The sequence below is a fragment of the Niveibacterium sp. 24ML genome (assembly GCF_026586805.1).
In the GTDB taxonomy this organism is placed as follows: domain Bacteria; phylum Pseudomonadota; class Gammaproteobacteria; order Burkholderiales; family Rhodocyclaceae; genus Niveibacterium.
The window spans coordinates 112775-126949 of sequence record NZ_JAPFHA010000010.1; the positions used below are offsets into that span (position 1 = coordinate 112775).

The window sequence follows — 14175 nt, forward strand, 5'->3', positions numbered from 1 at the left end:
ACTAAGCAATGTCCTGGTACAGCAAGGTTGTCTGGTCGGAAGGCTTGTTTCTTCAGCCGCAGCATTTCCAGCAACAGGACCGGCACACGGAATGGTGGGTTGAAGCGCGCACGCGGGCGCTCGCCGGCCACTTCTGGGGCTTTTCGCACCTGGTGCTGGACGAAGCGGCGCTCGCGGCCGGCAAGGTGGCCATTCTGGAGGCGCGCGGCATCCTGCCCGACGGCACTCCGTTCGATTTTCCCAACGTCGATCTGGCGCCCCCGCCGCTGGAATTCCCGGCCGATGCCAAGGATGCCCTGGTCAGCCTGGCTCTGCCGCTCAGGCGCCCGCAGGCGATCGAAATCTCGGGTGAGGCCGATGCGGCGACGCGGCTTGCGCGATACGAGCCCAGCGAGACCCAGGTGCTGGACGCGCACACGCCCGATGCCGACTCGGCCCCGATGGAGGTCGCCTATCCGCGTTTGCGGCTTGAGCTTGCCGGGCCGCTGACCGATGCCTTCGTGCAGATCGGTGTCGTGCGGGTGTCGGAGCGCCGGCCAGACAACAGCTTGCTGCTTGACCGTGGCTACGTGCCGCCGGTGCTCGGCTGCAAGGTGTCGGCGGTTCTCAGCGGCTACCTGAAAGAAGTCTGTGCTCTAATCCGCCAGCGCGGCGATGCCCTCGCGGCCCGGCTCGGGCAGCCTGGCAGTGGCGGGGTTTCCGAGATTGCCGATTTCCTGTTCCTGATGTTCGCAAACCGACATCAGCCGGTGCTCGATCAGTTCGCGCAGCTCTCGCTCTTGCACCCGGAACGTTTGCACGAGCGGCTGCTTGAACTGGCGGGCGAGCTTGCCACGCTGACGCGCAGCGAGCGCCGGCCCGAGAACTTCCCGGCCTATGTGCACGATGCGCTGGATGCCAGCTTTCTGCCGCTGGTGCGCGAGATCCGCAAGGGCCTTGCGACGGTGCTGGAACAGAGCGCGGTGCCGATCGAACTGCAGGATCACAAGCAAGGCCGCTATGTGGGCATGATTGCGGATCGCGGCCTGTTGCGACAGGCGGGTTTCGTTCTGGCAGTGAACGCGCAAGTGCCCGGTGAAACCCTGCGCAGCCGCTTCCCGTCGCAGGCGAAGCTGGGGCCGGTGGAACGCATCCGGGAACTGGTCAACCTCCAGTTGCCTGGCATTGCGCTGCGGCCCTTGCCGGTGGCGCCAAGGCAGCTGCCTTACCACGCCGGGTTTTCGTATTTTGAGCTCGATGCGACCGGTGATCTGTGGAAGCAGCTTGAAACCTCCGGCGGCCTCGGAATCTATGTGGCGGGCGAGTTCCCTGGTCTCGAACTGTCGCTCTGGGCGATTCGCGCCTGATCCGGCTGAACACGCTGGTGGCGGCCTTGCAGGTGCAAGGCCGCTGTTCGCATCACGATGAATGGATATCCCGGCGCGAGGCGCCGGATTCATGGACGGGTAAGAGGCAATGGCGCAAGACGATCCATTTGGGCAAATGCCCACTGACCGCACCCTGATCATTCCTTCGCCCGGCTCGCGTGCGGCCGCGGCGGCGCCCGCGCCGGCGTATGTGCCGCCTGTTTCGGGCGGCGGGCGCTTTGATCGGGTGGAGCTGGGCTCGCTCGACTGGACGACCGGCCTGAATCCGCTGGTGGCGGCCGCGACGCCATTGCTCAATCTGGTGCCGCAGTTGCGTCAGGCAACCCACCCGGACCCGGCCGGCCTGCGTGACATGCTTGGCCGCGCGGTGCAGGAGTTCGAGAACCGGGCACGCGCCAGCGGCGCATTGAACGAGCATGTGGTGGCGGGGCGCTACGCCTTGTGTACCTTCCTCGACGAGGCAGCAGCAAACACCCCGTGGGGCGAGAAAACCTGGGCCCAGCGCAGCTTGCTGGTTCAGTTTCACAACGAAGCCTGGGGTGGAGAGAAGTTCTTCCAGTTGCTGGGCAAGGTTGCCGAGCAAGCGGACACGCATCGCCCCCTGCTGGAACTGTTCTACCTGATCCTTTCGCTCGGCTTCGAGGGGCGCTACCGGGTACTGCAGAACGGCAAGGCGCAACTGGATCAGGTGCGCGAGCGCCTCTTCCAGATGATTGCGAAGTCGCGTGGCGAGCCCGATCGCGAGCTCTCGCCCGCCTGGAAAACCAGCGCAAGTACCCGCACGCCGCTGCGCGACAGCCTGCCGATCTGGGCAGTTGCCGCCATCGCCGCACTGGTGCTGGGCCTTACGTTTGTTGGCCTGTCGTTTGCGCTCAATCGCCAGTCCGATCCAACGTTTTCGGACATTCTTACCCTCAGCGTGAAACCGCCCCTGCCGGTGGTGACGAAGACCGTGCAGGTGACGCCGCCCGATCGCTTGAGCAAGGTGCTGCAGGACGACATCCGTGCCGGACGCATCGTGGTTAGGGATCTGTCGGACCGCAGTGTCGTGCTGGCACAGGGCGATGGCATGTTTGAACCGGCCAGCGCCACGCTCGCGCCGGCCTTCGTGGACATCCTCGATCGGGTTGGTGCGGCGGTCGCCAAGGTCGGCGGAGCGGTGCTGGTGCGCGGGCATACCGACAACCGCCCGATCCGTTCGGCGCGTTTCCCGTCGAACTGGCATTTGTCCAAGGCGAGGGCCGATGCGGTGGCCGATGCCCTGAAGGCGCGCATGGCGCCGGGGCAATCGATTCAGACCGAGGGGCGTGCCGAAACCGAGCCGGTCGCTTCGAACGAGTCAGCCGAAGGGCGCGCGCAGAACCGGCGCGTCGAGATCATCGTTTTCCCCGCCGCGGGCGGGGTTTGAACCGCAGACAGGTCCTCCGATGAAAGCATTCTTCAAGGCACTGTTGCACCCTGTGGTGATCGGTCTGCTGGGGCTGATCGCGTTTGCGCTGCTCATCTGGTTCATCGGCCCGCTGATTGCGGTGGCCGGTCGCGCGCCGCTGGAATCCGCCACTGTCAGACTGGTCCTCATCGGCCTCGTGGTGCTGGTGGTTGTGGGGCGCTACGCGTATCTCAAGTTCAAGGCACGCAAGGCCAATGCCAAACTGCTCGACGGGCTTTCGGGTGATGCCGGCGAGCCCGCGGAGTCTCCCGAAGTTCAAGTCTTGCGGCAGCGTTTCTCTGAAGGCATTGCGGTGCTCAAGCAAAGCCGCATGGGGGCCGACAAGAAGGCCGGCGCAATGGCGCGGCTTGCCTCGCTTGGCTCAAGCCGCTACCTCTATGAGTTGCCCTGGTATGTATTCATTGGCGCGCCGGGGTCGGGCAAGACGACCGCGCTGATCAATTCCGGCTTGCGCTTTCCGCTGGCGGACAAGTTGGGCGTGCATCAGCTCAAGGGCATTGGCGGCACGCGGAACTGCGATTGGTGGTTCACCGACGAAGCAGTGCTGATTGATACCGCTGGCCGCTACACGACGCAGGATTCCGACCAGTCTGCCGACCGCAGTGCGTGGCAGGGTTTTCTTGCGCTGCTCAAGAAGCACCGCCCGCGGCAACCGCTTAACGGGGTCTTGCTGACGGTATCGCTCGGCGATCTGCTGACCCAAAGCGGGCCTGCCGCAGCCGCCCATGCGGCGGCCTTGCGCACGCGGATCCAGGAACTGTATTCCGAGCTTGGCGTTCGCCTGCCGGTGTATGTGCTGGTGACCAAGGCGGATCTGATCGCCGGATTTGGCGAGTTCTTTGGCGATCTTGGCAAGGAAGCGCGTGATCAGGTGTGGGGGACCACCTTCCCGGCCGAGACGCTGGGCGCGCCGGCCACGGATCTGGCCGAGCGCCTGGCTGGCCTGCAAGCGCGGGTCGACAGCGTGTTCCTTGAGCGCCTGCAGGCCGAACGTGACCTGACCCGCCGTGGTGCGATCGCCAGCTTTCCGCAACAGTTCGCAATGGCAGGGCGGCTGCTGCGTGAGTTTCTTGATCAGGTGCTCTCGCCCTCCGGCTACGACCACACCCTGATGGTGCGGGGCGTGTACTTCACCAGTGGCACGCAGGAAGGCAATCCGATCGATCGCGTGCTGGCCAGCCTCGGCGGCGCCTTCGGGCTTGAACGCAGGGTCATTCCGCCGCAGGCGGGAACGGGCAAGAGCTTCTTCCTGACGCGTTTGCTCAAGGAAGTCGTCTTCGCCGAACAGCGTCTCGGTGGCACCAATCTGAAGTGGGAACGTCAGCGCGGCCTGCTTCGGCTGGCCGCATTTGGCGGGATCGGGGTGCTCGCGGTGGGCCTGCTGCTCGCCTGGGGCATGAGTTTCATTGGAAACCGCGGCTATGTGGCCGAGGTGGATGCGCGCGTTGCGGAACTCAAACCGATCGTCGTGCAGGCTGGAAGCGCGCCGATCGATGATGTGGTGGGCATCATTCCGGTCATCGGAGCGGTGGAAAACGTTACGCACACCGCAACGCGCCCCACCGGTGAAATGCCGTTCTCGCTGGGTTTTGGCCTGGGGCAGGGCGACAAGCTTGACGCCGCGGCCGAGCAGACCTTCCGTGGCCTGCTGCGTGACGTGTTGCTGCCGCGGATTTCGAACCGGGTTGAAGCGCAACTGCGCGGCAGCCTTGATGGCAACAACCTCGAGTTCACCTACGAAGCCCTCAAGACCTACCTGATGCTGCATCAGGCGCCGCACTTCGACGGCGATGCGCTCAAGGCCTGGATAGCGCTCGACTGGGAACGCAATCTGCCCACCCAAACGACGAGCGACCAGCGTGGCGCGCTGGCCGCCTATCTTGACGCACTGTTCGCGCAGGGGCCGGTCGCCTCGCCGGTGCCGGCGGATGCCGCACTTGTGGCGCAGGCGCGCACCCGTTTGTTGCAGTTCTCTTTGCCGGCGCGCATCTACAGCCGCCTCAAGCGACAAGGGGTTGGTTCGGATATCGCCGAGTTCACCATCGATCGAGCGGCAGGCCCGTCTGCGTCGCTGGTTTTCGTGCGCAAGAGCGGCCAGCCCTTGTCGAAGGGCGTGGCGGGGCTGTACACCTACGACGGGTATTACAAGGGCTTCGATCGCGAACTCGGGCGGGTGTCCAAGCAACTGGTGGAAGAGCAAGCCTGGGTGCTGGGCGCGGATGCCGCGCAGCCGGGCGATGCCGGCAAGATCGCCGAAGAGGTGCGCCGGCTGTATCTCACCGATTACATCAAGGTGTGGGAAGAGTTCATTGCCGACATCACGCTGGCCCGCTCGGCAAGCCTTCAGCAGAGCATTCAGGTCGCGCGGGTACTGTCGGCGCCAGACTCGCCTCTGCCCAAGCTGCTGCGCGCTGTATCACGTGAAACGACGCTGACACGGCGGGCGGAAGACAAAACCGTGGTCGACAAAGCGGGCGAGAAAATCAGCGGCGCCCGTCAGGAGCTTGGCAAGATGCTTGGCATGGGTGATGCCGCGCCTGCGGCGCCCACCAGTGCAGCCATGGAGGCCATGGTTGACGAGCGGTTCGCGCAGATTCGTGCGCTGGTGACGGGCGATGGAAAGACCGCGCCGATCGATGCGGTGACGGCGCTGCTCAATGATGTGTACGTCACGCTGACCGCGACCGAGACCGCCTTGCGCGACAAAGTCGCACCGCCCACCGGCGATACCGGCATTCGCGTCAAGGCCGAAAGCGCGCGTATGCCGGAGCCGCTGCGTTCGATGTTGCAGCAACTCTCTGCCGCCGGTACTTCGCAGGCCCTCACCGCCACGCGGGAGAACCTCTCTGCGAGCGTTGGCGCGCAGGTGGGGCAGTTCTGCCAGCAGGCCATCGAGGGCCGATACCCCTTCGTCAAGGGCAGTGCGCGGGACGTGACGCGCGAAGACTTCGCGCGCCTTTTCTCGCCCGGCGGCTTGATGGACGATTTCTTCCAGAAGAACCTGGCGAATTTCGTGGATACCTCAACCCGGCCCTGGAGCTTCAAGAAGGTTCAGGAACAGTCGCTGGGCGGATCGGGGAGCCTGGTGCAGTTCCAGCGCGCGGCAACGATTCGCGATGTGTTCTTCCGCAGCGGTGGCTCGATCCGGCTCGATTTCAAGCCGATCGAGATGGATCCCGCGCTGACGCAGTTCACCCTTGATGTCGACGGTCAATTGGTGCGCTACGCACACGGCCCGCAAGTACTGCAATCCATTCAATGGCCCGGCGCAAAGGGCGGGCTGACCGCGCGGGTTCAAGTGGCGCCAGCAGGCCCTACCGGCAATTCGGGCTTCTCGACCGAAGGGCCCTGGGCGCTGTTCCGTCTGTTCGATAAAGCCAAGGTTGATGGCATGGGCGCGCCGGAGAAGTTCAAGGTGGTGTTCGATATCGATGGGCGCAGTGCCGCGTTCGAGGTAACCGCCAGCAGCGTGCAGAACCCCTTCCGCCTGCGCGAGCTCAGCGAGTTCCGCTGCCCGGCCGGGCTCTAACCATGCACGGCGCAGGTTGGTACGGAAAGCTTCCGGCAATTGGCGACTTTGCGCACCGCAGGCTCGATGCGGATTTCGTCGCTCGCTGGGATGCCTGGTTGCAGACTTGCCTGGCCGAAAGCCAGCGCGCCTTGGGTGGCGCCTGGCTAGACCGCTACCTCACCGCGCCGGTCTGGCGCTTTGCGCTGAGCCCTGGCGTGGTCGGCGGTCGTGCCTGGGTGGGGCTTTTACTCCCCTCGGTGGATCGGGTGGGGCGTTACTTTCCCTTGACCGTGTGTGCGCCGCTTGACGGGTCGCCGCTCGACGGCAGCAGCATCACGGGTCTCACCCCGTGGTACGACAAGGCCGAGGCCGCCGCGCGTGCCTGCCTTGCCCATGACGCGACGCTTCATGGCTTTGAAGAAAGTCTGTTGGCCGCCGGCTTGCCGCAGCTTTCAAGCCAAGGGCAGGGCGGCGCCATCGCTCGTGCGCTGCAGCAGCACGCATCGCCGCTCCCCTTGGCCTGCCGGGATGGCGTGCCCGACCTTGCGGCCGTAGCCGGGGACTTACTGGTCAATGCCTTGAGTGCTTACTCCGTGTGGTGGCAAGCTTCTGGCGCGGCCTTCCTGTGCCTTGGGTTGCCCGCGCCGAGCCGTTACACCGAAATGATTGATCAAGCGTTTGCCCGCTAGGGCATAGCGCGAGCCTGTGGAAGAACCCTGTGTCTGATTCGAACGACGACAAGACCGTTGTACTGGGCGGCGCTGCAGCCAGCACGCCCGCCGCGAGCGCGTCCGCTCACGCCGCCGATGCGCACTCACAGAACGCCTTGCCGCTCGGCACCCGCCTGGGCGAATTCGAGGTGGTGGGGCTGGTGGGCGAAGGCGGTTTTGGCATCGTTTACCTTGCCCACGATCATTCGCTGGAACGCAAGGTCGCACTCAAGGAGTACATGCCTTCGTCGCTCGCCTCGCGTGCAACAAACGCGTCGGTGGCCGTGCGCTCCGAGCGGCATCGCGAAACCTTCGAAGTGGGTCGCCGCAGTTTCGTGAATGAAGCGCGCTTGCTGGCGCAGTTTGACCACCCGGCCCTCGTCAAGGTGTATCGCTTCTGGGAAGACAACGGCACCGCCTACATGGCAATGCCCTTCTACGATGGCATTACCCTGCGCGACGCGCTCAAGGCCCGCGGCAGCGCGCCGGATGAAAGCTGGATTCGCAAGATCCTGCTGCCGGTGATGGACGCGCTGGAGATCATCCACAACCAGAGCTGCTATCACCGCGACATCGCGCCCGACAACATCATGCTGCTCGCCGATGATCGCCCGGTCCTGCTGGACTTTGGTGCTGCGCGCCGCGTCATCGGCGACATGACGCAGGCGCTCACGGTGATCCTCAAGCCCGGCTACGCCCCGATTGAGCAGTACGCCGAGATGCCGGGCATGAAGCAGGGCCCTTGGACCGACATCTACGCGCTCGGCGCGGTGGTCTATTTCATGATCACCGGCAAGACGCCGCCGCCGTCGGTGGGCCGGATGATGCAGGACAGCTTCGAGCCGCTTGCCACGCTGGTCGCCGGCAAATATGGCGATGCGTTCTTGCGCGGCATTGATCAGTGCCTGGCCGTCAAGGCGGAAGACCGTCCGCAGTCGATTGCCGAGATGCGCCAGGCGGTCGGCATTGCCAGCGCGTCGCCCCTTTTTGCGCCAACTTCGAGCGACGCGCCGGCGCGCTCCGCAGCGCCCCGCGCGGCCTCGCAAGACGGCGCCCGGACCGTGGCGGCCAGCTCGCAGCCGAGCAAGCCCGAGGAGCCCTCAGGGAAGCGAAACACCGTTGTGCTGCTTGGCGCGGCGGCGGGAGCGGTGGTACTGGCAGGGGTGGGCGCCTACTTTGCACTGGCGCCCAAAAAGCCGGAGCCGGTGCCGACTGAGCTGGCCGTGGAAGCCTCCGCGCCGGCCGCCAAACCGTCAGTAGCGCAAACACCGACTGCGGCGCCCGCGGCCGAACCCGCAGCTGCGAAGCCGGTGTCGCTGCCGGAAGCACAGCAGCGCTTGCTTGCATCGGCCTCGGCCGATTTTGGCGTGCAGATCGACAAGGTCAAATCGCCTGCCGCGATCGGGCGGGACGCGCTGGGCTTCAGCTTGCGCGCCGCCAAGGGCGGCTACGTCTACCTTTTCCTGCATGACAAGGGGACCGGGATGGTGTTCAACCTGTTCCCGAATGCGCTCGATCCGGACAACCTGCTGCCGGCCGGCAGAACGATGCGCTTTCCGCGCGAGAACTGGACCTACGACGCCGACGTGCCGCGTGGGGACTGGGAGGTGACGGCCATCGTTTCCGAGTCGCCGCGCGACTTTCCGGGGCTTGGGCTCACGCCGCAAGATGGCATCCTTTCGGCGCCGCTTGCGGCGGTCGAAGCTGCGCTCACGCGCAATGGTGTCGCCGCCATTTCTGGCGCCTTGCATTGCGCGGACGGGGCAAGTCAATGTGGCGATGCCTACGGTGCCACGAGTTTCTCGGTCAATGAAGCGGACGCACCGGTGGCCGCAGCGCCGGCGCCCAAGCCGGCAGGTTCATCCGCGCCCGCAAGCAAGCCGGCACAGGAGACAAAGCCCGCCAAGTCGCGCGAAAAGGCGCCAGCGCAGGATCCGGCCAATGCCGAAGCGGAATACATGAAAAAACTCAACAGCGATCTCGATCAGTTGCTGGGCGGAAAGAAGTAGCCTCGATCACGATCATGCGGTGCCGGTGCAAGTGAACGAAGAAAAGGGATCGAGAGATCCCTTTTCTGCTTGCTGCGGCACCCGCAGTGCGGCGGGTGTGGCTTGGGTCAGACTTCGATGCGGCTCGGGTTCTTGACCTCGATGGTGACCCGCTGGACGTTCGGCGGGATGCGGGTATCGGCGACCACGTTGCGGACCACCGCCCCTTTGCCGGCGGCTTCGCGGGTTTGTTGCGTGGCAACTTTGGTCTTGCCGGTTTTGTCCGGCGCTACGGCCACGGTCATATCCACCGTCTCGCCACGTTCGGTGGCGACCTTCCGCGCGTAGTCGTTGAGTTTGCGCATCGCTTCGCGGCCTTCGGCGGTGTTGAGCTGGCTCACCGGTATGTCGACCGATACCGACTTGAAGGCCTTCACCGGCTCGGTCTTGCCGCTTTCCTTGTCTGTGACTTGCACGACCTCGGTTTGCACCGGCGTGGTCTTTGCGCCCGCGACACTGGTGGTCGTGGCTTCGGCGGCCTTGCGCGCCTCTTCGATCTCATTGTTGCGCGCGCGCTGATAGCCGATCAGGCCGCCAACCACGGCACCGGCCGCGCAGGCGGTGCCTGGGTCGTTCGAGGTGACTTGCGCGAGCAGGGCGCCCGCAGCGCAACCGAGTGCGGCGCCCACCGCTGCGCCTTGTGTTTTTTCGTCCATGGTCGCGCAGCTGGAAAGAAGCAGCGGTGCCAGGGCCAGGCAGATAACGCGCTTGCGTGTGCTCATTTTTTCCTCCGGTTCGGGCCGGTCAGTCGCCGAGATTTTCATCGGGCATGATGATCGTGGTGCGGGGGTCGCTGGACCCGACAACGACACAGATCGCAGTGAAATTATCGTTGCCGGAACTGACTTTTGCGCGCAAAGAATCACTCATCAATTGCAGCCAATGCTGCGGTGAGCTGCTTTGGGCGAGCATCCGCGTCATCTCCTGCTCGTCAACATACTCCCACCAGCCATCGGTGCACATCAGGAAAACGTCGCCAGAGAGAATCTGCAGGGGCGTGCCGGCGACCGAAAGTTCGATGGATTCGGCCGACCCGATGGCGGAGGTCAGGAGGCTGCGTTGCGGGTGGCTGCGAATCATGTCGGTGCTGCCGTAGCCCGCATCGATCAGGTTCTGCACGAGGCTGTGATCGCGTGTGCAATACGCGACCGCGCCATCGCGGAAAAGGTAGATGCGGGTATCGCCGGCGTGGCCCCAGATTGCTTCGTTGCGGGCGCGGTCGATCATCAGCAGCGCGACGGTTGCGTGCATGTCGTCCTTGGTGACGCCGGAACGCTTGGCGTTGATCACTGCATCGTTGGCGCCACGGAGCAATTCGACCGCGCGGTCAGATCCGACGACCGGGTTCGCGGAAAACCACTCCAGGATGCGGCTGACGACCAGGCGCGATGCGACATCGCCACTGCCGTGGCCGCCGGCGCCGTCAGAGACGACCCAGCATGCGCCGGTATCGGAGCTCCAGTACCCGCAGGCATCTTCATTGCGCGTGCGGCCACCCTGGTCTGAGAAGTATGCGGTTTCAAGCTCGAGCATCAAGGGCTCCGCTAGGGTCACTCGCGGCCGGGGTCGGACGCAAGACGATCGATCTGCTCTTCATAAGCGCGCAGGAAGGCGCGCCCGAACAGGGTCTGGAAGTCATCTTCCGCTTCGCGTGAGATGTCGGCGAAGTGTTGCTCGTACAGATCCCACAATTTGGCCTTGCGTGCGCCGGGCAAGACGCTGTCGAGGAATCCGCGCTCGCTGATGCGCCCTTCGAGTTGTTCGGGCTTGAAGCGATCGAGCACGCCGCTGAGCGCGGCACGCATGCCTGCCATGAAGCCGAACTGGTGCGAGCGCAGGTCGTCGTAGGCATCGCGCATCGCGGCCACCGGCTCCATGAATCCGCGGCCCTGCGGCGCAAGCAACTGAACCAGCGCGAATTCAACATCGGGCGCGAACTTCAGGGGGTTGTTCTCCTTGCTGACAATCATCGTCACTTCCGCGCGGATTTCGCGTTTGGTCAGCGCGCGGGCGGTGAGCAGCGCCATGGTGCCGGCTACCGATTCACGCAGCACCCGGCCGATCTGCTCCATGCGCTCGGGCGAGAGGCCATCGCTCGGTTGCAGCGGGAAGCCGAGTCCGCGCTGGAATGCGGCGAGCAGCGCATCGGGCGACGCAGACGTCGCGCTCTGGTGCACAGGCGGTGTCGTGGCCAGTGGCGGGGCGCTGACCGGTGCGGGCGTTGGCTGGGGCGTTGCTGCCGCCGGGGCCGGGGCGGGCGCGACCGGGGGCGTGATGGTGGGTGCGACGACAGGCGGAATGGCCGGCGCTTGCTCAATTCGCACCGAGACCGCGGCTGCCCCCTTGCTTGCCGGTGGCACGAACAGTTCGTTAATGTCGCTCGGAGCGGGTGCGGACTGCACCAGTGGCGTTTCAGTCCACGACACGACGATCCCGGAACTGGCGCCCGCGTCGGTAGTAGGTGCCGGGGGCGGCAGTGGGTTGGGCGCAGGCGCCAGCGTGGGGGCCGGGCCAATCGGACGTGGCGGTGTGAAGCTCTCGCCGAGCATGGGTGCGTCATCGCGGCCTGGTGCGGCTGCGGGTGCGGGCGCCGGCGTGCCGCCAAACAGCGCCAGCGGGTCGGCCGCATTCGGTTGCGCCGCGGGCGGTGCGGTGTGCGATGACAAGGGCGTGCCGGCGAAGGGGTCGGCCGCGCTGCTGGCTGTTCCCAGGCCAAAAAGATCATCGACGGAAGCTGCGGGCGCCAGGTTCAGATCCATGCCCAAGGGGGCGGCCGGCCTGGGGGCAGGAGCGGGCATTGCAAACGGATCAGGCGGCGGCGGAGCGGCGTGCGAGGGGGCTGGCGTGGGGGGGGGACTCGCGACCGCGAAGACCGCAAACGGATCGTCGGCGTTATCGAAAGCGGATGGACTCGGCGGCACCGTCGGCTTGGCGGCGGCAGGGGGTGCAGCGGGTGCAAAGGCGGCGGGTGCAAAGGAGGCGGGGGCGCCGAAGGGGTCCGTGCTTGGCGCCCCACCGAAGAGGCCGAGCGGATCGTTGCCACTCGCTGCGCTCGCCGGCGCAGTGCTGAGCGCGGGTGCGGGGCGATCGATGTGCGCGCGCAATTCATAGCTGCCGATGACCAGGGTATCGCCATCCGCAACCGCCATCCGATTGCCGCGACCGACCGGGCGGCCGTTGATGAGCGTTGGGTTGCCGCCATGATCTTCGATTATGAAGACGCCGTTTTCGCACAGCACTTGCGCATGCAGTCGCGAAATGTGGCGTTCCGGGTCCGGCAGGACCAGCGCGTTGCCAGGCTCGCGCCCAATCGAGCCACCCAGCGGCCCAAATTCCGCCTGAATTGGCTGTGGGGCACTGCTGCCCTTGAAGGAGGTGACGGTCAGTCTCATGTCGATCGGCCAGCGTGACAGTGTTGTTGGATTATGCCGCGAGCTAGATGGCCGGTGGCGGCGAGAAAACGCGAGTGCCTGCGAGGGCGGCGCGGGCGCCGAAATCCCAACGGGCTTCGAGGTCGATGGTCTTCTGGGCCATGGAACTGAGCGTTCTGCAGATGTCGTGCCCGCGGCACCAGCGATTGCCGACCTGCCATTGCGCAGCGTTGTCCCGCCACTGCTGCTGTGCGCGTTGCACGTCTGGCAGGCGCACTTCTTCAGGGAAATCGCGAGCAAAGTCGTCCGCGTCGTCCGCAGGAGTCAAGGCCACCCGTTCGCCTTCGACATCAAAACCGGTGATGCGGGCCCAGGCAAGGCCTGCCGCCGCTGCGCAAGCCGCGTCCGGATCCTGAATGGCGATCAGCAAGGGTTCGAAGGCCGCGGGGTGACCGGCCCGTGCGAGCAGGGCAAAGCGCTTTTTGCCCTGGAGAGCGAGCAAGGCATGAATGCCCTGATCGTCAAGTTCGCGCTGCAGCGTCGCGGCAGTCCAGTCGAGTCCGATTGAATCGCCACTTTCGGCAAGTTGCTTGATCACGCGCGGCACCCAGGATTCGCCGCGCCAGACACCGGCTTCAAGGGCTGCTGCGCGCAATTGAGCGTCGCTGTGTGCGATGGCTGCCGCGTAGGGGCGAGGAATGGGCTCACTTTGCTGATCAATCTGCAGAACCGCCCGCCATGCCTGGCTTGCGATCGCTGGGTCGGCCTCGTCCAGCAGTGTTGCCAGCCGGGGATGGGTGGGTTCGAGGCGCCGCTGCGTTGCGAGCACAACGGCGGCGGCCGCGGCGTGATGCGATTGCCCGTGTGTCAGCGCAGCGCGCAGCGTGGCTTCAGTGTGCAGCGGGGATGCCATGCCCAGCGCATCGCGCAGGCCAAGGAGTCGCTCTCCACTTGCGGCGGCAAAAGCCTCAAGAATGGTTCGAGCTGCATTTGCGCTGCCAGACCGCAGCATGGGCCATGCACCGGCGAATACCTCGTCGCGATCTTCGCTGAGCAGGCTGGGTGCGGCAATCTCTGCGAGCGCATCGCCGGTGATCAAGAGCCCTTGAAGGTGGGCTTCTATCCGCTCGTTGAGTTCGGCAAAGGCTCGCGTCGTCAGTTCGGTCGATCGAAGCGAGTGCCGGCGTCGATGCCAAAGATAGGCCAGTTCCTCGGCGTGAGTCTGCGCGAGTTCCGGGATGTGGTTCTGGCGGCGATTGAGCGGCTTGACAGAAAGCATGGGTCGCCTAGTTGATCGAAACGCTTCCGGCCTTGATCCGCTGGAGACCCTTTGCACGGATCAGCACGTCGTCGCCCTTCAGAATGGCCTTTCCGTCCGCCCGCAGATCAAGCACCGTGTCTCCGCACCGCAAGGTGACCGACTCAGTGGCTTCAAGCGTGATTCGCGCCTGCGGCTCCGGCTTTTGGTAGGCGCCAACCCGGCCTAATGCGAGGCCCTTTCCGGTTGAATCCGGGGGCAGCACGGCGAGGCGGTCGCCGGGCTGGAGGACGAGGTCTGCGCCGGTGACGAGCCAGTCGCAATCGAACTCGCGGCCAGCGTCGTCACGGACAGTCAGATTGCCTTCTTCGGTAATCGCGATTAACTCCGCGCGAAGGGGAGTACCCGATTCGCTTGCCAGCACTGCAGCGATCGGGATGACATTTGAGCGTTTCATTAC

10 protein-coding genes are annotated in these 14175 nt (G+C 65.2%); 5 read left to right on the top strand and 5 right to left on the bottom strand.

Features of this window, described 5'->3' with window-relative positions; all coding sequences use genetic code 11:
- Nucleotides 1-8 precede the first annotated feature (8 nt).
- From tssK to OPU71_RS10750, 5 genes are all read left to right on the top strand, one after another.
- Nucleotides 9-1346, top strand: a complete 1338-nt coding sequence (tssK, locus tag OPU71_RS10730) for a type VI secretion system baseplate subunit TssK (RefSeq protein ID WP_267727958.1) — start codon at nucleotides 9-11, stop codon at nucleotides 1344-1346.
- Nucleotides 1347-1482: 136 nt separating this feature from the next.
- A complete protein-coding gene (locus OPU71_RS10735) occupies nucleotides 1483-2775 on the top strand; it encodes a DotU family type VI secretion system protein (protein ID WP_267727959.1) in 1293 nt (430 codons plus the stop codon).
- Between the two features lie 19 nt (nucleotides 2776-2794).
- The gene (gene tssM, locus OPU71_RS10740; protein ID WP_267727960.1) at nucleotides 2795-6346 is read left to right on the top strand and encodes a type VI secretion system membrane subunit TssM; all 3552 of its coding nucleotides are present in this window, start codon (nucleotides 2795-2797) and stop codon (nucleotides 6344-6346) included.
- A 2-nt stretch (nucleotides 6347-6348) separates the two neighbouring features.
- Nucleotides 6349-7017, top strand: a complete 669-nt coding sequence (tagF, locus tag OPU71_RS10745; RefSeq protein WP_267727961.1) for a type VI secretion system-associated protein TagF — start codon at nucleotides 6349-6351, stop codon at nucleotides 7015-7017.
- A 29-nt stretch (nucleotides 7018-7046) separates the two neighbouring features.
- Complete coding sequence (locus OPU71_RS10750; RefSeq protein ID WP_267727962.1) at nucleotides 7047-9047, top strand: serine/threonine-protein kinase; 2001 nt, start codon at nucleotides 7047-7049, stop codon at nucleotides 9045-9047.
- A gap of 107 nt (nucleotides 9048-9154) precedes the next feature.
- Here OPU71_RS10750 and OPU71_RS10755 read toward each other — a convergent pair whose 3' ends face one another.
- From OPU71_RS10755 to OPU71_RS10775, 5 genes are read right to left on the bottom strand one after another with little or no spacing between them, the layout of a single operon-like run.
- Complete coding sequence (locus tag OPU71_RS10755) at nucleotides 9155-9808, bottom strand: glycine zipper domain-containing protein (RefSeq protein WP_267727963.1); 654 nt, start codon at nucleotides 9806-9808, stop codon at nucleotides 9155-9157.
- Nucleotides 9809-9830: 22 nt separating this feature from the next.
- On the bottom strand, nucleotides 9831-10619 hold the full coding sequence (locus OPU71_RS10760; protein WP_267727964.1) for a PP2C family protein-serine/threonine phosphatase: 789 nt from the start codon (nucleotides 10617-10619) through the stop codon (nucleotides 9831-9833).
- A gap of 17 nt (nucleotides 10620-10636) precedes the next feature.
- Entirely contained in the window at nucleotides 10637-12478 is a 1842-nt protein-coding gene (gene tagH, locus OPU71_RS10765; protein ID WP_267727965.1) for a type VI secretion system-associated FHA domain protein TagH, read from the bottom strand.
- A gap of 43 nt (nucleotides 12479-12521) precedes the next feature.
- Entirely contained in the window at nucleotides 12522-13736 is a 1215-nt protein-coding gene (locus tag OPU71_RS10770) for a hypothetical protein (RefSeq protein WP_267727966.1), read from the bottom strand.
- Between the two features lie 7 nt (nucleotides 13737-13743).
- Nucleotides 13744-14172 carry a hypothetical protein gene (locus OPU71_RS10775; protein WP_267727967.1) on the bottom strand — a complete coding sequence of 143 codons (429 nt, stop codon included), beginning with the start codon at nucleotides 14170-14172 and terminating at the stop codon, nucleotides 13744-13746.
- Nucleotides 14173-14175: the final 3 nt, after the last annotated feature.